At 71.3% G+C, this 24987-nt stretch carries 24 protein-coding genes; 11 read left to right on the top strand and 13 right to left on the bottom strand.

Translation table 11 applies throughout. The annotated features are described in order from the left end of the window. Position 1 precedes the first annotated feature (1 nt). On the bottom strand, positions 2 to 1369 hold the full coding sequence (locus ACIRR9_RS13800) for a M6 family metalloprotease domain-containing protein (protein ID WP_403750856.1): 1368 nt from the start codon (positions 1367 to 1369) through the stop codon (positions 2 to 4). A 297-nt stretch (positions 1370 to 1666) separates the two neighbouring features. Here ACIRR9_RS13800 and ACIRR9_RS13795 point away from each other — a divergent pair, with 297 nt between their 5' ends. Further along, positions 1667 to 2317: a TetR/AcrR family transcriptional regulator gene (locus ACIRR9_RS13795; protein WP_403750854.1), complete on the top strand. Its 651-nt coding sequence runs from the start codon at positions 1667 to 1669 to the stop codon at positions 2315 to 2317. 226 nt (positions 2318 to 2543) lie between these two features. After that, positions 2544 to 4082 (top strand): MFS transporter, encoded by a 1539-nt coding sequence (locus ACIRR9_RS13790; protein ID WP_403750852.1) that lies wholly within the window; start codon positions 2544 to 2546, stop codon positions 4080 to 4082. Between the two features lie 49 nt (positions 4083 to 4131). Here ACIRR9_RS13790 and ACIRR9_RS13785 read toward each other — a convergent pair whose 3' ends face one another. Next, the gene (locus tag ACIRR9_RS13785) at positions 4132 to 4644 is read right to left on the bottom strand and encodes a MarR family winged helix-turn-helix transcriptional regulator (RefSeq protein WP_403750850.1); all 513 of its coding nucleotides are present in this window, start codon (positions 4642 to 4644) and stop codon (positions 4132 to 4134) included. Positions 4645 to 4776: 132 nt separating this feature from the next. Here ACIRR9_RS13785 and ACIRR9_RS13780 point away from each other — a divergent pair, with 132 nt between their 5' ends. Further along, complete coding sequence (locus ACIRR9_RS13780; RefSeq protein WP_403750848.1) at positions 4777 to 5568, top strand: dioxygenase; 792 nt, start codon at positions 4777 to 4779, stop codon at positions 5566 to 5568. Between the two features lie 17 nt (positions 5569 to 5585). Here the strand turns inward: ACIRR9_RS13780 and ACIRR9_RS13775 are convergent, their stop codons facing one another. Beyond that, a complete protein-coding gene (locus ACIRR9_RS13775) occupies positions 5586 to 6104 on the bottom strand; it encodes an N-acetyltransferase family protein (protein WP_365336234.1) in 519 nt (172 codons plus the stop codon). Positions 6105 to 6329: 225 nt separating this feature from the next. On the opposite strand from ACIRR9_RS13775, the gene ACIRR9_RS13770 reads away from it, so the two are divergent. Both ACIRR9_RS13770 and ACIRR9_RS13765 read left to right on the top strand, forming a co-directional pair. Beyond that, the gene (locus ACIRR9_RS13770; protein WP_403750846.1) at positions 6330 to 7343 is read left to right on the top strand and encodes an RNA polymerase sigma factor RpoD/SigA; all 1014 of its coding nucleotides are present in this window, start codon (positions 6330 to 6332) and stop codon (positions 7341 to 7343) included. 607 nt (positions 7344 to 7950) lie between these two features. Next, positions 7951 to 8538, top strand: a complete 588-nt coding sequence (locus ACIRR9_RS13765; protein WP_403254597.1) for a TetR/AcrR family transcriptional regulator — start codon at positions 7951 to 7953, stop codon at positions 8536 to 8538. A gap of 4 nt (positions 8539 to 8542) precedes the next feature. Here the strand turns inward: ACIRR9_RS13765 and ACIRR9_RS13760 are convergent, their stop codons facing one another. Then, positions 8543 to 9523, bottom strand: a complete 981-nt coding sequence (locus ACIRR9_RS13760) for a helix-turn-helix transcriptional regulator (protein WP_403750844.1) — start codon at positions 9521 to 9523, stop codon at positions 8543 to 8545. A 62-nt stretch (positions 9524 to 9585) separates the two neighbouring features. On the opposite strand from ACIRR9_RS13760, the gene ACIRR9_RS13755 reads away from it, so the two are divergent. The 5 genes from ACIRR9_RS13755 (at position 9586) to ACIRR9_RS13735 (ending at position 15845) form a co-directional block, all read left to right on the top strand. Next, positions 9586 to 11106: an MFS transporter gene (locus ACIRR9_RS13755; protein ID WP_403750842.1), complete on the top strand. Its 1521-nt coding sequence runs from the start codon at positions 9586 to 9588 to the stop codon at positions 11104 to 11106. A gap of 231 nt (positions 11107 to 11337) precedes the next feature. Next, positions 11338 to 12099, top strand: coding sequence for a DeoR/GlpR family DNA-binding transcription regulator (locus ACIRR9_RS13750; protein WP_123976335.1), 762 nt, complete (start codon positions 11338 to 11340; stop codon positions 12097 to 12099). 53 nt (positions 12100 to 12152) lie between these two features. After that, a complete protein-coding gene (pfkB, locus tag ACIRR9_RS13745) occupies positions 12153 to 13100 on the top strand; it encodes a 1-phosphofructokinase (protein ID WP_403751182.1) in 948 nt (315 codons plus the stop codon). A 256-nt stretch (positions 13101 to 13356) separates the two neighbouring features. Beyond that, the gene (locus ACIRR9_RS13740; RefSeq protein WP_403750840.1) at positions 13357 to 15480 is read left to right on the top strand and encodes a fructose-specific PTS transporter subunit EIIC; all 2124 of its coding nucleotides are present in this window, start codon (positions 13357 to 13359) and stop codon (positions 15478 to 15480) included. A gap of 110 nt (positions 15481 to 15590) precedes the next feature. Then, positions 15591 to 15845 (top strand): hypothetical protein, encoded by a 255-nt coding sequence (locus tag ACIRR9_RS13735; protein WP_365336239.1) that lies wholly within the window; start codon positions 15591 to 15593, stop codon positions 15843 to 15845. 46 nt (positions 15846 to 15891) lie between these two features. On the opposite strand, the gene ACIRR9_RS13730 is transcribed toward ACIRR9_RS13735, so the two are convergent. The 4 genes from ACIRR9_RS13730 to ACIRR9_RS13715 all read right to left on the bottom strand — a co-directional run bounded on the left by ACIRR9_RS13730 (position 15892) and on the right by ACIRR9_RS13715 (position 20492). Continuing rightward, the gene (locus ACIRR9_RS13730; protein ID WP_403750838.1) at positions 15892 to 16641 is read right to left on the bottom strand and encodes a DUF6227 family protein; all 750 of its coding nucleotides are present in this window, start codon (positions 16639 to 16641) and stop codon (positions 15892 to 15894) included. Between the two features lie 157 nt (positions 16642 to 16798). Continuing rightward, complete coding sequence (locus tag ACIRR9_RS13725) at positions 16799 to 18022, bottom strand: Ig-like domain-containing protein (protein WP_403750836.1); 1224 nt, start codon at positions 18020 to 18022, stop codon at positions 16799 to 16801. A gap of 166 nt (positions 18023 to 18188) precedes the next feature. Continuing rightward, the gene (locus ACIRR9_RS13720; RefSeq protein ID WP_403750834.1) at positions 18189 to 19214 is read right to left on the bottom strand and encodes a P1 family peptidase; all 1026 of its coding nucleotides are present in this window, start codon (positions 19212 to 19214) and stop codon (positions 18189 to 18191) included. Between the two features lie 39 nt (positions 19215 to 19253). Then, entirely contained in the window at positions 19254 to 20492 is a 1239-nt protein-coding gene (locus ACIRR9_RS13715) for a low temperature requirement protein A (RefSeq protein WP_403750832.1), read from the bottom strand. 110 nt (positions 20493 to 20602) lie between these two features. On the opposite strand from ACIRR9_RS13715, the gene ACIRR9_RS13710 reads away from it, so the two are divergent. Beyond that, positions 20603 to 20803, top strand: coding sequence for a hypothetical protein (locus ACIRR9_RS13710; protein WP_384560122.1), 201 nt, complete (start codon positions 20603 to 20605; stop codon positions 20801 to 20803). Positions 20804 to 20825: 22 nt separating this feature from the next. On the opposite strand, the gene mscL is transcribed toward ACIRR9_RS13710, so the two are convergent. The 5 genes from mscL to ACIRR9_RS13685 form a co-directional block, all read right to left on the bottom strand. After that, positions 20826 to 21287 (bottom strand): large conductance mechanosensitive channel protein MscL, encoded by a 462-nt coding sequence (gene mscL, locus ACIRR9_RS13705; RefSeq protein ID WP_365336245.1) that lies wholly within the window; start codon positions 21285 to 21287, stop codon positions 20826 to 20828. Between the two features lie 138 nt (positions 21288 to 21425). After that, positions 21426 to 22001 (bottom strand): hypothetical protein, encoded by a 576-nt coding sequence (locus ACIRR9_RS13700; RefSeq protein WP_403750830.1) that lies wholly within the window; start codon positions 21999 to 22001, stop codon positions 21426 to 21428. A 140-nt stretch (positions 22002 to 22141) separates the two neighbouring features. Continuing rightward, positions 22142 to 22975, bottom strand: coding sequence for an S-methyl-5'-thioadenosine phosphorylase (locus ACIRR9_RS13695; protein WP_403750828.1), 834 nt, complete (start codon positions 22973 to 22975; stop codon positions 22142 to 22144). 100 nt (positions 22976 to 23075) lie between these two features. Then, positions 23076 to 23405 carry an FmdB family zinc ribbon protein gene (locus tag ACIRR9_RS13690; RefSeq protein ID WP_403750826.1) on the bottom strand — a complete coding sequence of 110 codons (330 nt, stop codon included), beginning with the start codon at positions 23403 to 23405 and terminating at the stop codon, positions 23076 to 23078. A gap of 67 nt (positions 23406 to 23472) precedes the next feature. Continuing rightward, positions 23473 to 24765, bottom strand: a complete 1293-nt coding sequence (locus ACIRR9_RS13685; RefSeq protein WP_403750824.1) for an MFS transporter — start codon at positions 24763 to 24765, stop codon at positions 23473 to 23475. Positions 24766 to 24987 lie beyond the last annotated feature (222 nt).

The following is a 24987-nucleotide window of genomic DNA, read 5'->3' as shown; positions in this document are numbered from 1 at the left end:
GCTATCCCCGTGTCACCCGCACCCGGTAGTTCCCCTCCAGGTCCGCCGACAGGACCTGTACGTCGATCCCGTGCTTGGGGTCCTTGAAGCTCTCGCCCGGGCCGAACGGGGCGTCGGAGAGTTCCGCCTGGACGTTGGGGCTGCGGGTGCAGCCGCCGGTGTCGCGGTGGGCGTCGTACACCTTGATCGGTCCGCGGCCGGTGTCGACGTTCGCGTCGACCTTGTAGATGAGGACGCCTGGGCGGCACACCTCCTCGTCGTTGCCGCCTTTGGTCCGCACCTCCAGGGCGTAGCCGGTGCGGGCGTCCAGGGGGACGAAGACCAGTTTGCGGCCGCCGGGGCGGGAGAGCGGGGTGAGGGTGTAGTCGGCGGTGCCGTGGGTCCCCGCGCAGCTGACCTGGGCGGCGTCCAGCCAGCCCAGCTTCCACTTGTGCCAGGCGAGCAGGTCGTTGTCGGCCCCCCAGTCCTCGCTCATGATGTCCCAGTGCCCGACCGTGCCCCCGCCCTCCTGGGTGTAGAGGTCGGGCAGGCCGAAGACATGGCCGTTCTCGTGGGGGAGGACCCGGTAGCCGGTGCGGTCGTAGGAGCCGGAGCCGTCGTCCTGGCGGGAGTAGACGAACGAGGCGTTGGCGACCGGGACGCCGTCGGCGACCGGGGCCTCGCTGTTGCCGGCGAAGGTCACGGACAGCACGGTGTCCAGGGCGGAGGGGCCGGCGTTCGGGGTGACCAGCACGTTCAGGAGGTCGTACGAGCGGAAGTCCACGTCCGGGTCGGCGGCGGCCACGATGTCCTGGACCAGTTGCCGGTAGCCGGGGTCGAAGGGGGCGCCGCGTTCTATGCCGTACTCCTTGAACGGCTTGGGCATCCGCAGCCAGTGGTCGATGGGGGCCGCGGGCTCGTAGTCGAGCTTGCCGTAGGAGGCGGTGCGGAACCATTCCTGGGTCTGCGGGAAGAACTCGCGGTAGCGGTCGAGGGCGCTGCCCTGACCCGGCGCGTCGGAGAAGTCGACCATCAGGGTCAGGGCGTGCACGGTGCCGGTGGAGCGGGAGTAGCCGCTCGGGGTGGGGATGCCCTCGGTCATCTGGACCGTGTGGTTGCCGCTGATCAGGCAGGGGCCGTAGACGGAGGAGCGGGCCAGCGCGATGGGGCCGGCGCCGGCCGGCGAGGGGGCCGTCGTGAGTCGCCCGGTGCCCGCCGAGGTGCCGACCGCGAGGAGCAGCGCGGCCACGGCGGCGAGGCAGAGCGCACGGCGGGGGCGTATCCGACCGCGGTCCGGACGTATCCGGCGGGTCGCCGGCGTACGGCGGCCCAGGGTCCTGCGGGGGGTACGACGGCTCGCGGGCGCACTGCGGCTGGGCTGCGGCTGCATGCATGGACCTTTCGCTCCACGGCAGCCGCCGGTCTCCGGCTGCACCCTTTCGATCACCCTGTGTCGGCGGGGCGGCGGGCGCGCGCTGGAGGGGCCGATCGTGGGACGACCCCGGAAGGGGTGATGTGACCCAGGTCACGTGAAATCCGTGGAAGGCGCGGAAATAACCGGGGACCCTCTCCCCGTTTAGACCTGTGTCCGAGCGAAACGGGGAGCAGCTCCCCGGATCGCGGAAGCCGAGACCGAAGTCCGAAGCCAAGACCGAAGCAAAGACCGTCGACAGACCAGGAGTGCGCCGTGCAGACCGCGACCGCCATCCCCGCCGTGCGCAAGGCACCCCGGCCCCGCGCCGACGCCCTGCGCAACCGGGAGCGGATCGTCACCGCCGCCCGGGAGATGTTCACCGAGTACGGCCCCGACGTGCCGCTCGACGAGATCGCCCGCCGGGCCGGCGTCGGCAACGCGACGCTGTACCGCAACTTCCCCGACCGCGACGCACTGGTCCGCGAGGTCGTCTGCTCCGTCATGGACCGGACGTCGGAAGCGGCCGAACTGGCGCTCGCGGAGACCGGCGACGCCTTCGAGGCGCTGGAGCGCTTCGTGCACGCCTCCGCCGACGAGCGGGTCAGCGCGCTGTGCCCGATGGTCGCCAGCACCTTCGACGAGAACCACCCCGATCTGGAAGCGGCACGCGAGCGGTGTGAGCAGCTCATCGAGCAGCTCATGGACCGCGCCAAGGCGGCCGGACAGCTCCGTTTGGACGTGGGCGTCGGCGATGTGATGATCGCCGCCGCCCAGCTCAGCCGGCCCCCGGCCGGTACCGGCTGCCTGGTCAACGACCGCTTCGTCCACCGCCATCTGCAGCTGTTCCTGGACGGACTGCGGGCCCCGGCCCGATCCGCCCTGCCGGGCACGGCCGTGACCATGGAGGACCTGCGCCAGGCCTGACCCAGCCGCGAACCGTCGATCAGTTCCCGATCAGCGATCAGTTCCCGATCAGCGATCAGTTCCCGATTAGTTCGAGACCGCCGACCGGTCCTTCATCCGACACATCTCGCGTTCGTCTCACCCATCACATCTCACCTACGTCGCCGATCCCGATCCGTCGCCGATCGGCCGTCGCACACCTCACGCATCGCTTTTTCCGTCACGAAGTCACGAAGTGGGTACCCCCATGTCCGAAACAGCCGCCAAGGCTCCCGGCGCACTGGCCCCGGCCGGTGACGCCAACCGCTGGAAAGCGCTCGTCTTCATCGCGCTCGCCCAGCTGATGGTCGTCCTCGACGCCACCATCGTGAACATCGCACTGCCCTCCGCCCAGACCGACCTGGGCATCTCCGACGGCAACCGGCAGTGGGTCGTCACGGCCTACGCCCTCGCCTTCGGCGGTCTCCTCCTCTTCGGCGGCCGGATCGCCGACCTGTGGGGCCGCAAGCGGGCCTTCGTCATAGGCCTGACCGGCTTCGCCGCCGCCTCCGCGCTCGGCGGTGCGGCGACCTCCGGCGCGATGATGTTCGGCGCCCGCGCCCTCCAGGGTGTCTTCGGCGCCATGCTCGCCCCGGCCGCGCTCTCCCTGCTCGCCGTGATGTTCACGGACGCCAAGGAGCGTGCCAAGGCCTTCGGTATCTACGGCGCGATCGCCGGTGGCGGCGGCGCCGTCGGCTTCATCCTCGGCGGTGTGCTCACCGAGTACCTGGACTGGCGCTGGACGTTCTTCGTGAACATCCCGTTCGCCATCGTCGCCGCGCTCGGCGCGTACTTCGTCATCCGTGAGCCGGAGGGCGGCCGCAACCGCAACCCGCTCGACATCCCCGGCGTGCTGCTCTCCACCCTCGGCCTGGTCTCCCTGGTGTACGGCTTCACCCGCGCCGAGTCCGACGGCTGGGGCGACGTCACCACCGTCGGCCTGTTCGTCGCCTCCGCGGTGCTGCTGATCGCGTTCGTCGTCACCGAGACCCGGGTCAAGGCCCCGCTGCTGCCGCTGCGCGTGGTCCTCGACCGCAACCGCGGCGGTATCTACCTCTCCCTCGGCATCGCGATCATCGCGATGTTCGGCACCTTCCTCTTCCTGACCTACTACCTCCAGGTCATCAAGGGCTTCTCGCCGATCAAGACCGGCTTCGCCTTCCTGCCCATGATCGCGGGCATGATGGTCGGCTCGACCCAGATCGGCACCCGGCTGATGACCCGGGTCCCGGCCCGGCTGCTGATGGGCCCCGGCTTCCTGGTCGCCGCGGCCGGCATGCTGGTCATGACCCAGATCGAGATCGGCTCGTCGTACGCCTCGACGATCCTGCCCGCGATGCTGCTGCTCGGTCTCGGCATGGGTACGGCGTTCATGCCGGCCATGTCCCTGGCCACGCTCGGCGTCGAGCCCCGGGACGCCGGTGTCGCCTCCGCGATGGTCAACACCTCGCAGCAGGTGGGCGGCGCCATCGGCACCGCCCTGCTGAACACGATCGCCGCGTCCGCGACGACGTCGTACATCAAGGACCACATCGCGACCGCGACGTCCAAGTCCCAGCAGCAGCTGGTCCAGATGGAGGGCGCGGTGCACGGCTACGCCAACGCGATCTGGATCGCCGCCGGCATGCTGGTGCTGGCCGCGGTGGTCGTGGTGGCCTTCGTCAACGCGGGCCGGCAGGACACCACGCCGGTCGCCTCCGGTGAAGGCGCGGAGGACGAGGTGGCGATCCCGGTGGTCGCCCACTGAGCCTCTGAGCCACCCCTGGGTACCCGCATCGCGGACCTGCCCCGGCTCCTCAGCGGAGCCAGGGCAGGTCCGCGCCCGCTTCGTTGGGCTGCAGGCCCTCGGCGACGATCTGCATGATCTCGCCGAGGGCCTGCTGCTGTTCCGGGGTCAGCCGCTCGAACAGCGCCTGCCGTACGGCGGCCACATGGCCCGGCGCGGTGCGCCGCAGCACCTCGATGCCCTCGTCGGTCAGCACCGCGAACTGGCCGCGCTTGTCGGAGGGGCAGTCCTCGCGCCGCACCCAGCCGTTCTTCTCCAGGCGGGCGACGGCGTGCGAGAGCCGGGACCGGGTGATCTTCGCGTTCATGGCCAGCTCGGTCATCCGCAGCCGGCGTCCGGGGGCCTCGGCGAGGCCGACGAGCAGGCCGTAGTAGATGTGCGGCATCCCCGCGTCCCGCTGCAGCTGACGGTCCAGATGGTCCTCCAGCAGGGTCGTGGCGTGCAGATACGAACGCCAGACATGCTGTTCGTCGTCGGTGAGCCAGCGGTTCTGCACGGAGGCGGATGCGGATGCCGAATTCATGTGTCCCACTGTACGAGCCTTCTCCTTGAAGGTTAAACAAGTAAGGCGTAAGGTGTTGAACAGAAAGCTTGAGAGTTAAAACATCAGGGTCGAAGAAGAGGGTCGGGAAGAGGCCCGGAGGGAGCTGCCGTCATGTCCGCCGCCGCCGAGGAGCGCATGCCCGCCCTCTATCTGAGCCACGGCGCGCCGCCGCTCGCCGACGACCCGGTCTGGCCCGGTGAGCTCGCCGCCTGGAGCGCCGGCCTGCCCCGCCCCAAGGCGATCCTGATGGTCTCCGCCCACTGGGAGGAGGCACCCCTCGCCCTCGGCGCCGTACAGCCCGTGCCCCTCGTCTACGACTTCTGGGGCTTCCCCGAGCACTACTACCAGGTCCAGTACGGGGCCCCCGGCGCACCGGAGCTCGCCGAGTCCGTGCGCAAGCTGCTGCGCGCCCCTGGCACCCCCGTCCAGGACATCCCGGACCGCGGCCTCGACCACGGCGCCTATGTGCCCCTGGTGGAGATGTTCCCGGCCGCGGACATCCCGGTCCTGCAGATCTCCATGCCCACCCTCGACCCGGTCCGCCTGATGGAGATCGGCCGCAGGCTCGCCCCGCTGCGCGACGAGGGCGTGCTGATCGTCGGCTCCGGCTTCTTCACCCACAACCTGGCCGCCCTGCGGTACACGGGCAACGGCGTGCCGTCCTGGTCCTCCGAGTTCGACGACTGGGGCCACCGGGCGCTGGAGAACCGCGACTGGGACGCCCTGCTCGACTTCCTCGACAAGGCCCCGGCCGGCCGCTACGCCCACCCGCGCACCGAGCACTTCGCGCCGCTCTTCGTCACGATGGGCGCGGCGGAGGCCGGTGGCGAGCTGGACGCGCAGAAGTCGGTGATCGACGGGTTCTGGATGGGCATGGCGAAGCGGTCGGTGCAGTTCGGCTGAACAGCCCCGGCGGTGGCCTACAGAGGCTTCTCGTACCAGGCCACGTCCCAGTAGCGGCCGAACTTGCGGCCCACCTCGCGGTACGTGCCGACGTACCGGAAACCGAAACGCTCGTGCAGCCGGGCGGACGCCTCGTTCGGCTGCGCGATGCCCGCGTAGGCGCGGTGCAGGTCCTCGCCCGCCAGCGCCTCGAAGAGGGCCTTGTAGAGAAGCGTGCCGACACCGCGCCGGCCGGCGTCCGGGGCGACGTACACCGTCGTCTCGACAGAGGTCTCGTAGGCCGGTTTCACTCGGTAAGGGCTGGATGTGGCGTACCCGAGAATCTGCTGTGAGTCTGCCGATACGGCAACCTTCAGGCGGTACGGGCCGTCTTCCGGGTGGGAGAGCAGCCAAGGACGTCGCTCTTCCGGCGTGAAGGCCACCGTGTCGAATGTGATGGGCGTCTCACGTACGTAGTGGTTGTAGAGCTCTGTGAGGGCTTCGAGGTCCGCCTCGACTCCCGGCCTGACCTGCACCTCAGTACGTTCCGACGGCATTCGGTCTCCTCACGTGGTCGCGCAGGATACTGCATGATCAGAAAAATCGGAGGACGGCGTGGGAATTCTGTCCGGATTCCAGTCGTTGTTTCCATCAGATGCAGGGCACTCGGCGAGAGTCCGAGGAGTTCCAGGAGTGGAGTTCCGCAGGGCGTCGAGTCGAGAACCCGGCAGCTGAAGCACCGACAGGACCACCCGCCCGCCCACCATCGCAAGGGAGCACGCATGGCAACCCGTGCCGTCGCCCGTCGTAAGACCGCCACCGGCGAGGCGGCCGACTCCACAAGCAGTGTTCGCGCCCGTGCCGTTCGCGGCCACACCGGCGAGATCGCCGACCGCGATCTGGTCGGCATGTATCTCGACGAGATCGCGCGCACACCGCTGCTCGACGCCGCCAAGGAAGTCGAGCTGTCCCAGACCGTGGAGGCGGGTGTGTTCGCGCGGCAGGTCCTCGACGGCGAGGAGGAGTCCGCTTCGGACGCCACCCGCGAGGAACTGGAGGCGCTCGTCGCCGCAGGCGAGCGGGCGAAGGACGTCTTCATCCGCTCCAACCTCCGCCTGGTCGTGGCCGTCGCCCGACGCTACCCGCGCAGCGGTCTGCCCCTGCTCGACCTGATCCAGGAGGGTAACGCGGGCCTGGTGCGCGCCGTCGAGAAGTTCGACTACCGCAAGGGCTTCAAGTTCTCGACGTACGCCACCTGGTGGATCCGCCAGGCGATCACCCGTTCCATCGCGGACCAGTCCCGGACCATCCGGCTCCCCGTCCACCTGGTGGAGGAGCTCGGCCGGATCCGTCGTGTCCAGCGCGAGTTCAACCGGGAGAACGGCCGCGACCCGGAGCCCGCCGAGATCGCCACCGAGCTCGGCTCCACACCGGAGCGGGTCGTCGACGTCCTCGACTGGGCTCGTGACCCGGTCTCCCTGAACATGTCGGTGGACGACGACGGTGACACCCAGTTCGGCGACCTCCTGGAGGACACGTCGGCCGTCAGCCCCGAGCAGTCCGTCCTCACCCTGCTGCGCAGCGAGGAGCTGGACGACCTCATCGGCCGTCTGGACCAGCGCACGGCCTCGATCATCAAGATGCGGTACGGCATCGAGGACGGCCGCGAGCGCACGCTGACCGAGGTCGGCAAGGAGCACGGGCTGACGCGTGAGCGGATCCGTCAGATCGAGAAGCACGCGCTGCTGGAGCTGAAGAAGCTGGCCCGCTCCACCGGGTTCGAGCCGGCGGCATAAGAGGGTTGTGAGGGGGCTGCGGGGGGAGTTCGCGCAGAGGAGGATCGCGCGCTTGGGGGCGCGCGAGACTCCGTTCGCACCGACCGCGTGCGCGGGGTGGCGGAAGACGGCGCAAACATGGCGCGGTACCGTCGCTTCAGCGCTCCGCGTGTAGGGAACAACCATTCAGGGCCGGGGAGTTGAGAGCCTCGGCCGTGACGGTCGGCCTCCTCGACCGGACCTCTGACGACCTTGTGGCGACCTTCTGACGATCCCTCGATGAGCCACGTCCCGACGCACCATCCCCCCGGCGCCGGGACTTTCCCAGAGCCGGGCTTCGGCGCCCATCCCCCCCCGGGTGCCGGAGCCCGGCTCCACGTTCCGAGCGTCCCGCGCCGCGCGTCCGCTCTGTTCCTCGGCCCGGTGCGTCTGCCAGGTTCGCCTGCTTCCGGACATGCTGGAACGGTGGTTCACCCCGTACCTGAACCACGGGGTGAACCACCGGATGGCAGATTCTGCCACAGCGGCATAGCCTGCCGAGGTGAGCACCCCCAGCACCGCCGGCAACACCCCCGAGCAGGCCGCCGCCCCTCTCTCCCTCATGGAACGACGCAAGGCGCAGACCCGCATGGAGATCGCCCGAGCGGCCGCGGGCCTCTTCGTACGGCAGGGACTGCGGGCCACCCGTGCCGAGGACATCGCGCAGGCCGCCGGTATCGCCCCCCGCACGTTCTACCGCTACTTCGCGACGAAGGAGGAGGCGGTCGCCCCGCTCTACGCGGCGGGCGCCCGGCGCTGGGCGGAGGCGGTGCGGTCGGCCCCGGCGGCCCTGTCCGTCCCCGAGGCCCTGGAACACGCGGTCCACCACACCCTGACCCCGGGCGCGGGTGTCTCCGCGGCCTCCTGGGAATGGGTCCGCACCCTGATCCACCTGGCCGACACCAGCCCGGCCCTGCGCAAGGTGTGGGCGGAGGTGTGCCAGTCCTCGGAAGACCTCCTGGCGTCGATCCTGGCGGAGCGCACCTCCGAGGACAACGTCGCCCCGGCCCCCCGCCTCCGCTTCACGGCGGCGGTGGCCGGTGCGGCCGTACGGGTGGCGGTGGAGTCCTGGGCGGCGAGCACGGCACCACCGTCGGGGGAGCAGGGGCCGAAGGCGCTGGCGCTGCGGAACCTGAGGGCGTTGCGGGGGTTCGACTGGGCGGGGGAGCGGGCGTAACCACTTACGAGCCCCCGCCCGCCCGATTCAACCGTCCCCCCAACTCCCGTACGCACCGCATGAGTTCCGGGGGTTCCCGGACCGCGAACTCACACCCCGTCATCGCGAACCGCACCGCCAGCCACTCCATCGGATCCCCGGTGGTCCCCCGGACGACACACCAGCCCTCGTCGCCTTCGGCACCTTCGTCGACCGGTGTCCCCAACCACCCCGGGACCCGGGCCGCCACCTCCGCCACCGTCCCGGCGAACGCGACCACGAACGCGTAGGTCTCCTGCTGCCGTTGGATCGAGCGCCGCAGAAATTCCGCCGCACTCCCGGCCGGCAGCTCCCGCGGAGCGAACCGTGCCCCGGTGGCGAACGGCTCGCTCACCCGGTCGACGCGGAACGTCCGCCAGTCGTCGCGATCGAGGTCGTACGCCACGAGGTACCAGCGCCGTCCGGTCGACACCAGCCGGTACGGCTCCGCCTGCCGCCGTGTCCCGCTCCCGTCCGCCGCCCGGTAGGCGAACCGCAACCGCTCCCGCCCCGCGACCGCCGAGGCCATCACGGTGAGCGTCTCGGGCGCGATGCTCGCCCCGTCCCCCATCGTCAGCGGTGTGGTCGCGGCCTGCAGCGTGGCCACCCGGTGCCGCAGCCGGGCCGGCAGCACCTGCTCCAGCTTCGCCAGCGCCCGTACGGACGCCTCGTCGACCCCCTCGACCGCGTGCCCGGCCCCGGCCCGCAGCCCGACCGCGATGGCCACGGCCTCCTCGTCGTCGAGGAGCAGCGGCGGCATCGCCTTCCCGGCGACCAGCCGGTACCCGCCGTCGGCCCCCTTGCTGGCCTCCACGGGATAGCCCAGTTCCCGCAGCCGGTCGATGTCCCGCCGCACGGTACGCCGGGACACCCGGAGCCGCTCGGCGAGTTCGCCGCCGGGCCACTCACGGGGCGTCTGAAGAAGGGAGAGGAGCTGAAGAAGCCGAGCCGGAGTGTCCGTCGTCATGCATCCGAGGATGCCGTACGACTAGGACGGGATCTGTCCTAATGGGCTCCTAGATTGACGTCATGACTTCCACCGACGTCGACACCGACGCCCGATCCGTACCCGACCGAACCCGTTGGCTGGCCCTGGCCATCGTCATGACCGCCGCCTTCATGGACCTCGTCGACGTCACCATCGTCAATATCGCGATCCCCTCCATCGAGCGGGATGCCGGTGCCTCCTTCAGCCAGATCCAGTGGATAACCGCCGGCTACGCCCTCGCCTTCGCGGCCGGTCTGATCACCGGTGGCCGTCTCGGCGACATTCACGGCCGTAAACGGCTGTTCCTCTTCGGGGTCGCCGGCTTCACCCTCGCCTCGGCCCTGTGCGGCTTCGCCGCGAACCCCGGGATGCTGGTCGCCTCCCGCGTCCTGCAGGGCGGCATGGCGGCGATGATGGTCCCGCAGGTCCTCTCGATCGTGCACGCCACCTTCCCGGCCCATGAACGCGGCAAGGTCTTCGGCCTGTTCGGCGCGATCGTCGGCCTGGGCGCGGTCTCCGGCCCGCTGCTCGGCGCCCTGCTCACCGAGTGGAACCTCTTCGGTCTCGAATGGCGCCCGATCTTCCTCATCAACCTCCCGGTCGGCATCGCGGCCCTTCTCCTCGGCCGCCGTTACATCAGCGAATCCAAGGCGCCGCACGCGCTGAAACTGGACCTGGTCGGCGTGGCCCTGGTGACCCTCGGACTGCTGATGCTGCTCTACCCGCTGACCCGCGGCCGCGAGCTCGGCTGGCCGCTGTGGGGGTACCTGTCGATGGCCGGGTCGCTCGTCGTCTTCGGCGTGCTCGTCGCGTACGAACGCCGGAAGGCCGCCCGCGACGGCTCTCCCCTCATCGAACCCTCCCTCTTCAAGGTGAAGAGCTTCGCCGCCGGCATCGCCGTCCAGACCGTCTTCGGCGTCGCGCTCGGCGTGTTCTTCCTGGTCTGGACGCTGTACATGCAGATCGGCCTCGGCTGGACCCCGCTGCACGCCGGCCTGACCGGGGTGCCGTTCTCCATCGCCGTCTCCGTCGCGGCCGGCCTGTCCGTGCAGAAACTGGTCCCGCGCTTCGGCCGCAAGGTGCTCCAGGCCGGCGCCCTGGTGATGGGCCTCGGTGTCCTGCTCTACGTCTGGGAGTCCGACCGCTACGGCCTCGCCATCGCCTCCTGGCAGATGGCCCTGCCCCTGGTCGTGATGGGCCTGGGCATGGGGCTGATCGTCGCCCCGCTGACGGACGCGGTGCTGTCGGAGGTGCCGCGCGAGCATGCCGGTTCCGCCTCCGGTCTGATCAACACCGTGCAGCAGATGGGCAACGCGCTCGGCCTCGGCCTGGTCTCGGTCGTCTTCTTCGGTGTCATCGGGGACCGGCTCACCTCCGCCCAGGTCGGCCCGGCCTTCGCGCACGCCTTCCGGCACGCGCTGCTCTGGGTGGCCGCCGTCATGGCCGTGATGTTCCTGCTGATGTGGGCCCTGCCCAAGCGCCCGGCGCAGCATCTGGAGGGCGGCGACGGTACGGACGAGCCGCTCCCGGCGCCGGAGGCGGAACCCGAACTCGTCCACTGACCAGCGGCGAAGGGCCCGGTACCGGAAGGTGCCGGGCCCTTCCGTATGCGCCCGGAAGTCCGATCGTGCCCGATTGAGGCCCGAACCTGTTTACTTTCCGGAAATCCGGGCGTAGCCTCCCAGCGAAACCACAAGTTCGGGCACAAGTCAGACGCAGTCGGACATCGGCCGGACGACGGACGGACTCGGTCGGACATCGGCCGACGTATCGTGAAGCGGAGGCGCAGGGGCATGTACGCACCGGAGCGGCAGCAGGAGATCCTCCGGCTCGCCCGTGACGGCGGCCGGGTGGACGTCGTGTCGCTCGCCGAGGAGTTCCAGGTCACCGCGGAGACGATCCGCCGCGACCTGAAGGCCCTCGACCGCGCCGGCCTCGTCCGCCGGGTGCACGGCGGTGCCATCCCGGCCGGACGCCTCGACTTCGAGCCGGACCTCGCCGAACGCGAGTCCACCTCGGCCGACGAGAAGGACCGCATCGCCAAGGCCGCCGTCTCGGAACTGCCGACCGAGGGCACCCTGATCCTCGACGCCGGTTCGACGGTCGCCCGCCTCGCCGCGGCCATCCCGCTGGAGGCGGAGCTCACCGTCGTCACCCACAGCCTTCCGATCGCGGCCCGCCTCGCCGACCACCCGGGCATCCAGCTCCACCTGGTCGGGGGGCGCGTACGGCACCGTACGCGCGCCGCCGTGGACGCCTGGGCGCTTCGCGCGTACAGCGAGATCCGCGCGGACGTCCTCTTCGTGGCCGCCAACGGCTTCTCCGCCGAGCAGGGCCTCACCACCCCCGACCTCGCCGAGGCCGCGGTCAAGCGGGCCGCCGTCGCCGCGGCCCGCCGGGTGGTCCTGCTCGCCGACTCCGCCAAGCACGGCCAGGAGCACTTCGCCCGCTTCGGCGACCTGGGCGACGTGGACCTGCTGATCACCGACAGCGGACTGAGCCCCGAGGACGCCGCCGCCATCGAGCGTGGCGGCACGGAAGTAGTACGAGCATGAGCACCACGCACAACGCGAGCGCCACGAGCGCCGGCGCCACGAACGGTACGGGCGTGATCCTCACCGTCACCCCCAACCCCTCCCTCGACCGCACCTACGAGGTCCCCGCCCTGGAGCGCGGCGAGGTCATCCGCGCCACCGGCGAACGCATGGACCCCGGTGGCAAGGGCGTGAACGTCTCCCGCGCGGTCGCGGCCGCCGGACGGCGCACGGTCGCCGTACTGCCCCTGGGCGGTGCGCCGGGGGCGCTGATCGCCGACCTGCTCGACGCGCAGGGCATCGAGGTCGCGCCGGTCCCGGTCGCCGGCGCCACCCGCTCCAACATCGCGCTCGCGGAGTCCGACGGGGTGCTCACCAAGATCAACGCGCCGGGTCCTGAACTCTCCGCGGAGGAGCAGGAGCTCCTTCTCGACACGGTCCGCGAGCAGTCCCGCGACGCCGACTGGATCGCGTGCTGCGGTAGCCTGCCCCGCGGGCTCGCACCCTCCTGGTACGCCGATGTCGTCGCGCAGGCACATGCCGGAGGCGCGCGCATCGCGCTGGACACCTCGGGACGCGCGCTGCTCGAAGCGCTGCGCGAGCGGCCCGACGTGGTGAAGCCGAACGCCGAGGAGCTCGCGGAAGCCGTCGGGCGCCCCCTGGCGACGGTGGGCGACGCGCTCAAGGCGGCCGAGGAGCTGCGCGGCATGGGCGCACGCGCCGTGCTCGCCAGCCTGGGCGCCGACGGCCAGCTCCTCGTCGAGGACGCGGGCACCTGGTTCGCGAGCGCCCGTGTGGACGCCGTCCGCAGCAACGTCGGTGCCGGCGACTCCTCCCTCGCCGGCTTCCTCATCGCCGGCGGCAGCGGCCCGAAGGCCCTCGCCTCCGCCGTCGCCCACGGCGCCGCCGCCGTCCAGCTGCCCGGCAGCGTGATGCCCACCCCGGCCGACCTGGACCCCACGGCGGTGACCGTCACCGACCGCGTCCCCGTCGACCGCGAACTGACGGAGCCGGTGTCATGAACGCCCAGACCGTGGATACGACGACCCGTGCGGCCGCGCTTCTCCCCGGCGCCGCCCGCCGACAACCGGCCCAGAAGCGGCGAGTTCCCTCGTTACTCGCCGCGCCGACGGGCCGTCGGGGCACCCTGAGCCGCCCCGCCGTCCCCGGGAGGCGGGGCTTCCCCGGCCCCGTCTCCCACCCCGCCCCCCACAGCACCCCCGTCCCCACCCCCGCCCACCCCACACTCCGGGCGATACGCGTGCATAGGAGCCCGCGATGAGCGACATGATCACCGCGGACCTGGTCGATCTCGACCTGTCCGCCGACTCCAAAGAAGCGGCGGCGCGCGCCCTCGCCGAGCGCATGGTGGCCCTGGGCCGGGTGACCGACCTGGACGGCTTCCTCGCCGACGTGGCCGCCCGCGAAGCCCAGATGCCCACCGGCCTCGACGGCGGCATCGGCATCCCGCACTGCCGCAGCGCCCATGTCACCGAGCCGACGCTCGCCTTCGGGCGCAGCGCCGCCGGTGTCGACTTCGGCGCGGCCGACGGCCCCGCCGACCTCATCTTCCTGATCGCGGCCCCCGCCGGCGCCGACGACGCCCACCTCACGATCCTCTCCTCGCTGGCCCGCCAGCTGATGAACAGCGAGTTCACGGACGCGCTGCGATCGGTGGGCGACGCGGAGACGGCGGCGGCGCTGATCCGCGGCGACGAGACGCCGGCGACGCCCGCGAAGGGCGCGGAGGGCGCCGCGGGCTCCACGGGCGCCTCCCAGAACACCGCTGCGGCGCCGGCGGCGGCCTCCGCCGGCACCGCAGCGGCCAGCACGAGCACGGGCGCAGGTTCGGGTGCGGGTTCGGACACGGGTTCGGGTGCGGGCTCGGGTGCGGGCGAGCGCCCCTTCCGTATCGTCGCCGTCACCTCCTGCCCGACCGGTATCGCCCACACCTACATGGCGGCCGAGTCCCTGGAGAACGCGGGCCGCGAGGCGGGCGTCGAACTCGTCGTCGAGACGCAGGGCTCGGCCGGCTTCACCCGGCTCGACCCCGAGGTCATCGCGGCGGCGGACGGCGTGATCTTCGCGCACGACGTCCCGGTGCGCGAGAAGGACCGCTTCGCCGGCAAGCCCACCGTCGACGTCGGCGTGAAGGCGGGCATCAACCGCCCCGCCGAGCTGATCGGCGAGGTCCGCGAGCGGGCGGCCCGCGGTGAGGTCACCTCCGGTTCCGCGCCGTCCACGCCGGTCGAACGCGCCGGTGACGCCGGCGAGGGCTACGGCACCAAGCTGCGCAAGTGGCTGATGTCCGGCGTGAGCTACATGGTCCCGTTCGTCGCGGCCGGCGGTCTGCTGATCGCCCTCGGCTTCGCCATCGGCGGCTACAAGGTCAACAAGGCGCCGTCGGTCATGGACCACTTCGTGTGGACCCAGGGCGACAGCTGGGCCGCGCTGCTCTTCCAGATCGGTGTCGTCTCCTTCGGCTTCCTGGTCCCGGTCCTCGCGGGCTACATCGCCTACGGCATGGCGGACCGGCCGGGTCTGGTCCCCGGTTTCGTGGGCGGCATGATCGCGTCCACCATCAACGCGGGCTTCCTCGGCGGCCTGGTCGCCGGTCTGCTGGCCGGTGGCGTGGTGATGGGGATCCAGAAGATCAACATCCCGGCGGCGCTGCGCGGCATCATGCCGGTGGTGGTGATCCCGCTGATCTCCTCGGCGATCGTCGGGTTCCTGATGTTCGTCGTGGTCGGCAAGCCCATCGCCTCCGCCCAGAAGGGCATGACCGACTGGCTGAACGGCCTCTCCGGCTCCAACGCCATCCTGCTCGGCGCCCTGCTCGGCCTGATGATGTGCTTCGACCTCGGCGGCCCGGTCAACAAGGTCGCGTACACCTTCGCCACCGCCGGTATCGCGGTCTCCAACCCCAGTGAGTCCGCGATGAAGATCATGGCGGCGGTCATGGCGGCCGGTATGGTCCCGCCGCTGGCGATGGCCCTGGCCACCACCGTGCGCGGCAAGCTCTTCACCCAGACCGAGCGCGAGAACGGCAAGGCCGCCTGGGTCCTTGGTGCCTCCTTCATCTCCGAGGGCGCCATCCCGTTCGCCGCGGCCGACCCGCTGCGCGTCATCCCGTCCTCGATGGTCGGCGGCGCGATCACCGGCGCCCTGTCGATGGCCTTCGGCGCCACCCTGCGCGCCCCGCACGGCGGCATCTTCGTGGTCCCGCTGATCGGCAACCCGTTCCTCTACCTGATCGCCATCGCCGCCGGCGTCTGTGCGACCGCGGCCCTGGTCGTCATCCTGAAGGGCATGCGCAAGCCGGCCCAGCAGACCACGGCGGGCGGCTCCGCGGCAGGTGCCGCCGCCGGCGCGAAGGAGGACAGGCAGCCGGTCGCGGCCTGATCGACCGCACCCCTCTTGTCCCTTTAATTCGCTGTGAGTTGTTCACGGCACCTGCGAGATACGTCACGGTCCGGGGCCAAAGTCCCGGACCGTGGTGTGTACTGGGATGTATGCCTGAGCACGCATCGACCTTCCAGCTGATCGGCTTCGCCGCGCTCACTCTGGCGACCGTCGCCTGGGCGGTCGTCGTGACGCGTCTGCTGCGCCGCAACCGCCGCGAGGCCATCGCCTGGCACGCCGCGCGTGCCGTGCCCGCCTTCCCGCACCAGCACCCGGAGGCCGGCCCCTCACGGGAGTCCGTCGAACTGACCCCGGCCGAACAGGACGCCTTCGCCGGCCTGGTCCGGCGCCTGGGCGGCCGCTGACCGGCCACCGCGCCGACAGGTCCTGGGCCTGCCGCGCCGGCGGCTCCTAGGCCTGCCGGGCCGCCCGCCGCTCCATCGCGTCCCGGGCCGCGTCCTCCGTCGGATACACCTCGCACATGTGCCGGCCGTCCTCGGTCGCCGTGTGCTCGACCTCCCACAGGGACAGCTCCCGGCCGTCACGCAGCAGGAACGCGTGCTCGTAGAGCGAGAAACTCAGACCCGCCCGGCCCGCCCGCCCCGGACGCCCGAACGCCTGCGTGATCTGGTGCGCGAACGCCGTCGTCAGTGCCTGGGCCGTCGCCGTGTCCGGCCGGTCGGCGTTCTCCGCGCGGCGCAGCAGCCGGCGCGCGTGGTCCGCCGAGTCGTCCGGCACATACACATGCCGGGGCTCGGGGACCGGCGCCGCCGTCGTGATCAGCACCGGCAGCTCGAAGTCCGGGGCGTCCGGCGGTAACGGCAGCCGCGCGGTCGCGGCCCGCAGCTCCTCCTCGTCGACGTACACCTCGTGCTGCGGTTCGCTGCCCGGTGCCGTGTTGTGCACGAGCTCCCACAGGGTGACCGCCGAGCCGTCGGCGAGCAGCCAGGTGTGCCGGTACGTCTCCCGGTGCAGCCCCGCGCTGTGGTGCGCGGAGTGCAGTGAACTGTCGTGCGCCAGGGCGCAGTCCAGCTGCCTTATGGCTTCGTCGGGCAGCTCGAAGGAGTTCAGGGCACGGCCGAGAAGCCGCGCGAGGTGCTCCTCCGGAGACTCGGGCGACTCGGCTGGTTCGTACGCTGCCGTCTCGTACGGAACGCTCAAGGTTTCTCCCGGCGTTGCTGCATGTCACCTTGTGGGTGCATACCGTAGCCCCTCGGTCGGACATCATGTCCGGGAACCGAGAAAACGTACGCCGGGAAAACGCGCGGGCCGCGCGGGAAGTTCCCGCGCGGCCCGACGAACCGTCAGGACCGGCCGGTCAGGCGGCACTTCCCGCGGTCCACTCGCTCCACGACAGGTTCCACCCGTTGAGCCCGTTGTCCGGCTGCACGGTCTTGTCGGGCGAGTTCTTCACGATCACGACGTCCCCGACGAGCGAGTTGTCGTAGAACCACTTGGCCGTGGTGTCGCCCTGCGCGCCCTGCACGTCCGCCATGCCCACACAGCCGTGGCTGGTGCCCTGCTGCCCGAACGGCGGGTTGGACTTGTTGTACCAGTAGTTGCCGTGGATGAACGTCCCCGACGTCGTCAGCCGCATCGCGTGCGGCACGTCCGGGATGTCGTACTCCCCGCCGAGGCCGACCGTCTGGCTGTTCATCCGGGTCTGGGTGAACTTCTCGGAGATCACCATCTGCCCGTTGTACGTCGTGTGCTCCGGGCTGCCCGTGGAGACCGGTACCGACTTGAGGAGCTTGCCGTCCCGCATCACGGTCATGGTCTGGGTGTTCGCGTCCACCGTGGAGACCTGCGAACGTCCGACGGTGAAGGTCACCGTCTTCTTCTGCACCCCGTAGACGCCGTTCGCGCCCTCGACCCCGTCCAGGTCGATCTTCATGGTGACCTCGGAGCCGGCCTTCCAGTAGTCCTGCGGCCGGAAGTCCAGCCGCTGCGACCCGAACCAGTGCCCCACCACCTGCTGGCCGCTGCTGGAGGTGACCGTGATGTGCGACTGCACGGCCTTCCTGTCGGTGATGGCCTTGTCGAAGTCGAACGACACCGGCATCCCCACACCGACCGTCGTCCCGTTGTCCGGCGTGTACGTCCCGATGTAGCTGTTCGCCGAGTTGACCGTGGTGAAGATGGAGTTGGCCGCCGCCGTGAGCCCCTTGGCGTCCTTCGCGGTCGCCGATATCTCGTACTTCGTGCCGCGCTCCAGCTGCTCCTTCGGCTTCCAGGTGCTGCCGTCCGCCGAGACGGTGCCGGCCACGGCCTGCCCCGACCCCGACACGGTCATCTTCACGTCGGCCAGCTTGCCGCCGCTGACCTGCACGCCGGTCGAGTTGATGGAGGCGCCGGTCGAGCCGTCCTTCGCCGAGATCGCGATCTTCGCCGTGGACGTCTTGGCGGCGCTGTCCTGCCCGCTCTTGCCGTCGTCGGTCTTGGCGTCGGCGTTGCCGCCGCAGGCGGTGAGGGTGAGGGCGCCGACCAACAGGGCGGCACAGGCCCCCAGTGCGCGCCGCGCTGAAATGTTCGGCGTTGTCACGGGCTGCTCCAGGTTCTTGTGATGTGCGTGATCCGTTCCAGTGCGTGGGGAAAGAGGCCGGAGGCCCCCGTCGGGGTTCCCTCCGGCGCTCGCTGACGCCATCACGTGACAGAACCAGGACAATCGACAGGTACCCGCAAGGATTTGGGCGGGACCCGCGCCGCCGTCACCGCGTGCCGTACAACTCCCCGTACGACGGCCACACTCCGCCCGGCCCGGCCACCGGCTCGGCGGCCCGCACCGCCCGCACGATCGCCCGCGTCACCAGGTCCGCGCCAGCCGCGAGGATCTCGTTGAGCGCCAAGGGGCTCGCGTCCAACGGGCGGGCGCCCGTCGCCAGCGCGAACACCGTGTCCCCGTCGTGCAGCAGGTGCACCGGACGAACGGCGCGCGCGATCCCGTCGTGCGCCGTCCCGGCCAGCTTCTGCGCCTGCGCCTTGGAGAGTTCGGCGTCGGTCGCGACCACCGCGAGGGTGGTGTTGAGCGGCGGGAGCCCGTTCCCGGCGGCGGCCTCGGCGAGCCGCCGGCGCGCGGCCTCGTGCACGCGCTCCTCGGGGTACTCCACCCGCCCCTGGAACAACTCCCCGTACAACACACCCGTTTCGGGATCCAGCACCTCGCCGGCGGCGTTGGCCACCACCAGCGCGGCCACCGTGATCCCCGAGTCCAGCACGGTGCTCGCGCTGCCCACCCCGCCCTTGAGCCCGCCGGCCACCGCGCCCGTACCGGCGCCCACGCACCCTTCCCGTACCGGCGCCCCCAGCGCGCTCGCCGCGGCCTCCTCGACCGCCGTCCGCCCCGCAGCCGCGTCCGGCCGGGCCCGGAAGTTCCCGCCCCGCCCCAGGTCGAAGACGCAGGCGGCGGGCACCACCGGCACGACATGCGCCGGATCCGGCCCCACTCGCACCCCGCGCCCCCGCTCCTCCAGCCAGGCCATCACCCCGGACGCCGCGTCCAGCCCGTAGGCGCTGCCGCCCGTGAGCACGATCGCCTCCGCCCGCTGCACCAGGTTGCGCGGGTCGAGCGCGTCCGTCTCCTTGGTGCCCGGACCGCCGCCGCGCACGTCCACGGCGGCGACCGCGCCGCCCTCGGGAGCGAGCACGACCGTGGTGCCGGTGAGCCGGCCGTCGCCCCTGAGGGTCGCGTGCCCGACCCGCAGCCCGGTCACATCCGTCAATGCGTCAACTGTCATGACGGCCAGTCTGCCCAGCCCGCCACGGTTGCGAAGGGCTCAGGAGGCGGCCGTGGCGGCGTTCGCCGGGTGCTCGCGGCCGACCGTGCGCGCCGTCAGGGTGGTCCCGGTCACCACCGCGAGTACCGACACGGCGCCCGCCGCCGGTACCGCCCAGTCGCCCAGGAAGGTGCAGCAGATCACCAGCAGCGCCGTGACCGGCAGCACCAGCTGCTGGGCGATGCCGATCTTGAAGTGGCGGGAGTGCAGCGCCCACACGGTCAGCAGGTACAGCGCCGTGGGCAGGGTCACGGCCGCCGAGGCGGCCTGCGTCGAGATGTGCGCCTTGCCGACCACCTCCTCGACGGCCACTTCCAGGCCCGCGCCGATCGAGGCCGCCGACGCGAAGATGAAGTAGTGGCCGTAACCCCACAGGAACGACTGTCTGTTGGAGCGCAGGTGGCCGTGGATCGGCACCACGAAGTAGATCCACCACGCGGAGAAGACGATCAGCAGGCCGCCCGCCGCGATCGGCAGCAGCTCGCCCAGCGCGTCGTGTTCGGCCACGGCCGACTTCACGGCGGCCGTCGCCGCCGCGATCGTCTCGCCGAGCACGATGATCGTGAACAGCCCGAAGCGCTCGGCGATGTGGTGCGGGTGCCAGGAGGTGTTGTGGTCCTTCTCCGCGTACACGGGCACGCACAGCTCGGCGATCGCCATCACCAGGAACACCCAGGGGCGCGCGTGTTCCGGCAGCACGACCAGCCCGACCCAGCCGACCTGGCACAGCAGCACACCGCCCGCGTACCGGAGCGCCATGGTCCGCTCCGGGCCCTCGGTCCCCAGCGCGGCTCTCAGCCACTGCGAGGTCAGCGCCAGCCGCATGATCACGTAGCCGAGCAGGACCAGTGCGAAGTCGTGGTCCGCGAAGGCCCGCGAGACTCCGGCCGCCAGCACCAGCACCCCGGCGATCTGGACCAGGGTGACGACCCGGTAGAGCACGTCGTCGTTGTCGTACGCCGAGGCGAACCAGGTGAAGTTCATCCAGGCCCACCAGATGGCGAAGAAGATCATCGCGTAGTTCAGGATGCCCTCGCCCGCATGGCCCGCGGCGACGGAGTGCACCAGTTCCGCACCCGCCTGCGCGATGGCCACCACGAAGCACAGGTCGAAGAAGAGCTCGAGCGGTGAGGAGACGCGGTGGGCTTCCTCGCGCCCGCGAGCGGTGAGCCGGCGCAGCGGCCGGAGGGGCTGGGGCGCGCCATGGGAGGCGGGCGCCGGAGTGGAACTCGACGTCATGCCCCCCAGCAGAGCAGAAAGCCGCAGCGATATCGCGTGCGGGGGCCGGTAGCGGGGTCTGCGGAGGCGGCTCGCCCGGGGCGGCGCCGGGTGCGCCGTACCCTTGAGCCATGAGTACCGCCCCCGAGCCCGCCTTCGAGCCTGTCTCCGAGCCCGAGCCGCGTGACCCGAAGGCCGCGCTGATCTTCGACGACCCGCTGGACCGGCAGTCCTCGGACGACACGGACCGCGGGTGGGGCGAGCGCCCGGCGGGGGACTCCGCGGCCGACCTCAAGCGCTTCCTCGACGAGAAGCCGCCCCACCACCTGTGATCCCGCCCCGGCGAGGCCTTGGTCAGCGTTCGTAGCGGCCCTGCGTACCCCGCTGCGCGACCAGCTCGTCGCGGATCTGCTTGAGCACCTCCAGCTCGGTCACCTCGATGACCTCGTGCGTGCCCTCGCGCGCCTTGCGGCGGGCCTCCACCCGGGCCAGGTACTTGGCCATCGGCAGCACCATCAGGAAGTACACGACCGCCGCGGTGATCACGAAGTTCAGCGCGGATCCGAGGACCGAGCCCCACATCAGCTGGATGCCGTGGCTTCCATGGCAGGACGAGCTCAGGCATGAGCTGTAGTTGTCGAGGCTCGTCGTGCCGATCGCGCCGACCAGCGGGTTGATGAGCCCCTTCACCACCGAGTTGACGATGTTGGTGAAGGCGGCACCGATGACCACCGCGACTGCCAGATCGACGACGTTGCCGCGCATCAGGAAGGCCTTGAAGCCGTTCCAGATGCTCGGTTCGTTCTTCGCGCTCACCTCGGGGACTCTCCTCGTGTGCACAGGGTGTGGAACAAAGTGCTCCGCAACCTACGTCACCGTGCCGCCATTCGGCCCCATCCGGTAGTTCGAACGAGCGACTTGACAGCATTCGGCCGATAAATCTCCCCAGGCTGTTCAGCACAACGTCACCGCCAGCCGGGTCGTGGCGCTCGCGCCGACCAGCCGCGCCGCCGTTGCGCGCGGCACCGAGAGCACGACCAGTGCCCCGCTCTCCGCGCTCCCGCCGGCCGGCTCCGGCAGTTCCGTGACCCGCACCCCGCGCGCGACCACCCGGGCCTCCCCGCCCGAGGCGGGATCCCCGGCGGCGATGACGTCCACCCGGTCGCCGGGGCGCAACAGCCGGACGGTGGCCGCGTCGGCGATCCGCACCGGCGCCGTCACCATGTCCGTGGGCGGGACGTGCCGTCGTACCGGCTGGGCGGCCGGATGTCCCCGGGCCCGCTCGGCGTGCGGGGGATCCGGGGCGGCACGCGGCCCGGCCGCGACGAGCGCCGCCGCCGTCACCGCCAGGCCGGCCGCGAGGGCCCGCCCGCGGTGGCGCAGCAGCCGTTGCAGCCGATACCGCGCGCCGCGTACCCGCACCGGGTCGAACTGCGGGACCTCGCAGGTGGCGGGGGCGTCCGTGCCCGGCGGGCGCGGGGCACGGAGGGGATGCGGAAGGGCGGGGGAGAGGGACGGGGGAACGGACATGTGGATCACCGCCTGCGACGAGGAATCGGCTTGCGGGACCACGATGAGGTCTCGCGCCGAAACGCGTCGGAGCCGGTGCGCTACCGACCGGTTGTGGAAAACTCCGTCACCCGAAGGGCCAGGGGTGCCCCAGGGCACCCCTAGGGCAGCTCGAACCCCGGATCCATGCCGCCGAGCGCGCTCGTGCACAGACAGTCCCGTGCCGTGTTCTCCGGCAGGGCCGCCACCGCGTCGAACAGCACGCCCCGCAGCCGGTCCACGTTCGCCGCGAACACCTGGAGCACCTCGTCGTGCGAGACGCCCTCGCCGGTCTCGGCACCCGCGTCCAGGTCGGTGACCAGCGTCAACGACGTGTAGCAGAGCTCCAGTTCGCGGGCGAGCGCCGCCTCCGGGTGACCGGTCATGCCCACCACGGACCAGCCCTGCGCCCGGTGCCACAGCGATTCGGCGCGGGTCGAGAAGCGCGGCCCCTCGATCACGACCAGGGTGCCCCCGTCCACCGGCTCCCAGTCCCGGCCGCGGGCCGCCTTGAGCGCCGCGGCCCGCCCGGCGGGGCAGTAGGGGTCGGCCAGGGACACGTGCACCACGTTCGGCACGGCGCCGTCGGGCAGCGGGAGCCCGTCGAAGTACGACTGGGCCCTGGATTTCGTTCGGTCCACCAGCTGGTCCGGCACGAGCAGCGTGCCCGGACCGTACTCGGGGCGCAGCCCGCCCACCGCGCACGGGCCGAGCACCTGGCGCACACCGACGGAGCGCAGCGCCCAGAGGTTGGCCCGGTAGTTGATGCGGTGCGGCGGCAGATGGTGGCCGCGGCCGTGACGGGGCAGGAAGGCGACCCGGCGGCCGGCGATCTCGCCGAGGAAGAGGGAGTCGCTGGGCAGCCCGTAAGGGGTGTCGACCTGGATCTCGGTCACGTCGTCGAGGAACGAGTAGAAGCCGGAGCCGCCGATTACGCCGATCTCTGCGTTCACCATGCTCAGCACACTAGCTGGCCGCCCGGGCGCGCAGGAGCCGATGCCGGGGAACACCTCGGACCCCGCCGTCGGGCGACGGCGGGGTCCGGGAGGAGGAGTCTCAGGCGGCGGAGCTGCTGGCCGAGCCGGAAGACGAGGACGTCGAGGACGACGACTTCGAGTCGGACGAGGCGGAGCCCGACGAGGACGACGTCTTCGAGTCCGACGACGCGGAGCCCGACGACTTCGACGCGGGGCTGCTGCTCGACGAGGAGCCGCGGCTGTCGTTGCGGTAGAAGCCAGAGCCCTTGAAGACAATGCCGACCGCGGAGAACACCTTCTTCAGGCGGCCACCGCAGTTGGGGCACTCGGTCAGGGCGTCGTCGGTGAACTTCTGCACCGCCTCGAGGCCCTCGCCGCACTCGGTGCACTGGTACTGGTAGGTCGGCACTGTCTTCCTCCTGGCACTCTCACTCGATGAGTGCTAACGACGATCCATAGTGACGTATTCCGGGGGATCAGTCCACCGTCACCGGCACTCGGTGACCGACGCCACGTGCGACGGTACGGTTCCGGGGCCGGGTGAGCAGCCGTGAACGCAGCGCGAAGAGGGTCACCAGGGCGAGCAGGGTGCCGGCCATCGGCACCAGGAACCCGGCACCGCCCCACAGGCGGTCCTCCAGCTGTCCGGCGACGGTCACCGCGGCCGCCTGGCCGAGCGCCACCGCGCCGGTCAGCCAGGTGAACGCCTCCGTGCGGGAGCCGGCCGGGACCAGGCTCTCGACCAGCGTGTAGCCGGTGATCAGCGCGGGCGCGATGCACATGCCGACCAGCAGGCCGAGGCCCGCCAGGACGAGCACCGAGTGCGACGTCCACAGCGCCGACGCGGTCAGCGCGAGCGCCGTGTAGCCGACGAGCAGGCGCCGGTGCGGGGCGGCCTTCCAGGCGATCGCGCCGCAGACGATGCCGGAGAGCATGTTCCCCGCGGCGAAGGTGCCGTACAGGACGCCGTTCAGGCCGGGCTCGCCGATCGACTCGGTGAACGCCGCGAGGGAGACCTGCATCCCGCCGAAGACGGACCCGATGCCCAGGAAGGCCACGACCAGCACCCGCACGCCCGGGACGCGGAGCGCGGAGGCGTGCTGCACGCGCGCGTGGCCGGCGCCGGACACCTGCGGCTGGGTGCTCTTCCGTGCGGCGAACAGCAGGCCGCCGACCAGCGTCAGCGCGGCCTCCGTGACCAGGCCCGCGGCCGGTGCGACGGTGGTGCACAGGGCGGTCGCGAGCAGCGGGCCGAAGACGAAGGTGAGCTCGTCCGTGACGGACTCGAAGGCGGCCGCGGTGGACATCAGGGGCGAGTCCTGGAGCTTGACGCCCCAGCGGGCGCGCACCATGGGGCCGATCTGCGGCACCGAGGCGCCGGTCGGCACGGCCGCCGCGAACAGTGCCCACAGGGGCGCGTGCGCCAGCGCGAGCGCCGTCAGACCGAGGCCCGACAGCGTGTGCACGAGGACTCCGGGGAGCAGCACCGCGCGCTGCCCGTAGCGGTCGGCGAGACGGCCGCTGTAGGGCGCGAACAGCGCCATGGAGACGCCGGTGACCGCCGCGGCGGCGCCCGCGGCGCCGTAGGAGCCGGTGGTGTGCTGGACGAGCAGCACGATGGAGATGGTGAGCATCGCGAACGGCTGGCGCGCCGCGAAACCGGGGAGCAGGAACGTCCAGGCGCCGCGGGTGCGCAGCAGCTGTCCGTATCCCGGGCGGGGCGGCGCCGCCGGGTTCTCCGACGGCTCGGTGGTGACCGTGGACTCCACGGCCCGTGCCTTTCTGCCGCCTGGTAGCGCGCCCGTGCGGGGGGCGCCGAGAGCTGTCCTCTTGCGCGGAACTGCGGTAGATACCGGCGCCCACTGCGAGGAGTGATCCGGCCGCCATACGGTCGCGCCAGCTCTGCGTCAGGCAGAGTTGGTTCGATCAGGGTGCTTTCATCGTACAGGCGGCAAGGCCTTGTCCACCTGTGAAAACGGGCACCACGGGTT

Origin of the sequence: Streptomyces sp. NPDC101234, from assembly GCF_044767525.1 — a bacterium.
GTDB classification, from domain to species: Bacteria; Actinomycetota; Actinomycetes; order Streptomycetales; family Streptomycetaceae; genus Streptomyces; species Streptomyces sasae.
The sequence above is the reverse complement of the archived record's forward strand: the minus strand, read 5'-3'. Positions and strand labels throughout refer to the sequence as shown.

Bases quoted from the DNA above. Each gene is read 5' to 3' on its own strand.
- ACIRR9_RS13750 (WP_123976335.1), top strand. From the start codon at position 11,338: ATGTACGCACCGGAGCGGCAGCAGGAGATCCTCCGGCTCGCCCGTGAC.
- ACIRR9_RS13770 (WP_403750846.1), top strand. From the start codon at position 6,330: ATGGCAACCCGTGCCGTCGCCCGTCGTAAGACCGCCACCGGCGAGGCG.
- ACIRR9_RS13780 (WP_403750848.1), top strand. From the start codon at position 4,777: ATGTCCGCCGCCGCCGAGGAGCGCATGCCCGCCCTCTATCTGAGCCAC.
- ACIRR9_RS13755 (WP_403750842.1), top strand. From the start codon at position 9,586: ATGACTTCCACCGACGTCGACACCGACGCCCGATCCGTACCCGACCGA.
- ACIRR9_RS13695 (WP_403750828.1), bottom strand. From the start codon at position 22,975: ATGGTGAACGCAGAGATCGGCGTAATCGGCGGCTCCGGCTTCTACTCG.
- ACIRR9_RS13765 (WP_403254597.1), top strand. From the start codon at position 7,951: ATGGAGATCGCCCGAGCGGCCGCGGGCCTCTTCGTACGGCAGGGACTG.
- ACIRR9_RS13740 (WP_403750840.1), top strand. From the start codon at position 13,357: ATGAGCGACATGATCACCGCGGACCTGGTCGATCTCGACCTGTCCGCC.
- ACIRR9_RS13785 (WP_403750850.1), bottom strand. From the start codon at position 4,644: ATGAATTCGGCATCCGCATCCGCCTCCGTGCAGAACCGCTGGCTCACC.
- ACIRR9_RS13790 (WP_403750852.1), top strand. From the start codon at position 2,544: ATGTCCGAAACAGCCGCCAAGGCTCCCGGCGCACTGGCCCCGGCCGGT.
- ACIRR9_RS13715 (WP_403750832.1), bottom strand. From the start codon at position 20,492: ATGACGTCGAGTTCCACTCCGGCGCCCGCCTCCCATGGCGCGCCCCAG.
- ACIRR9_RS13710 (WP_384560122.1), top strand. From the start codon at position 20,603: ATGAGTACCGCCCCCGAGCCCGCCTTCGAGCCTGTCTCCGAGCCCGAG.
- ACIRR9_RS13775 (WP_365336234.1), bottom strand. From the start codon at position 6,104: ATGCCGTCGGAACGTACTGAGGTGCAGGTCAGGCCGGGAGTCGAGGCG.
- ACIRR9_RS13760 (WP_403750844.1), bottom strand. From the start codon at position 9,523: ATGACGACGGACACTCCGGCTCGGCTTCTTCAGCTCCTCTCCCTTCTT.
- ACIRR9_RS13800 (WP_403750856.1), bottom strand. From the start codon at position 1,369: ATGCAGCCGCAGCCCAGCCGCAGTGCGCCCGCGAGCCGTCGTACCCCC.
- ACIRR9_RS13720 (WP_403750834.1), bottom strand. From the start codon at position 19,214: ATGACAGTTGACGCATTGACGGATGTGACCGGGCTGCGGGTCGGGCAC.
- ACIRR9_RS13735 (WP_365336239.1), top strand. From the start codon at position 15,591: ATGCCTGAGCACGCATCGACCTTCCAGCTGATCGGCTTCGCCGCGCTC.
- ACIRR9_RS13700 (WP_403750830.1), bottom strand. From the start codon at position 22,001: ATGTCCGTTCCCCCGTCCCTCTCCCCCGCCCTTCCGCATCCCCTCCGT.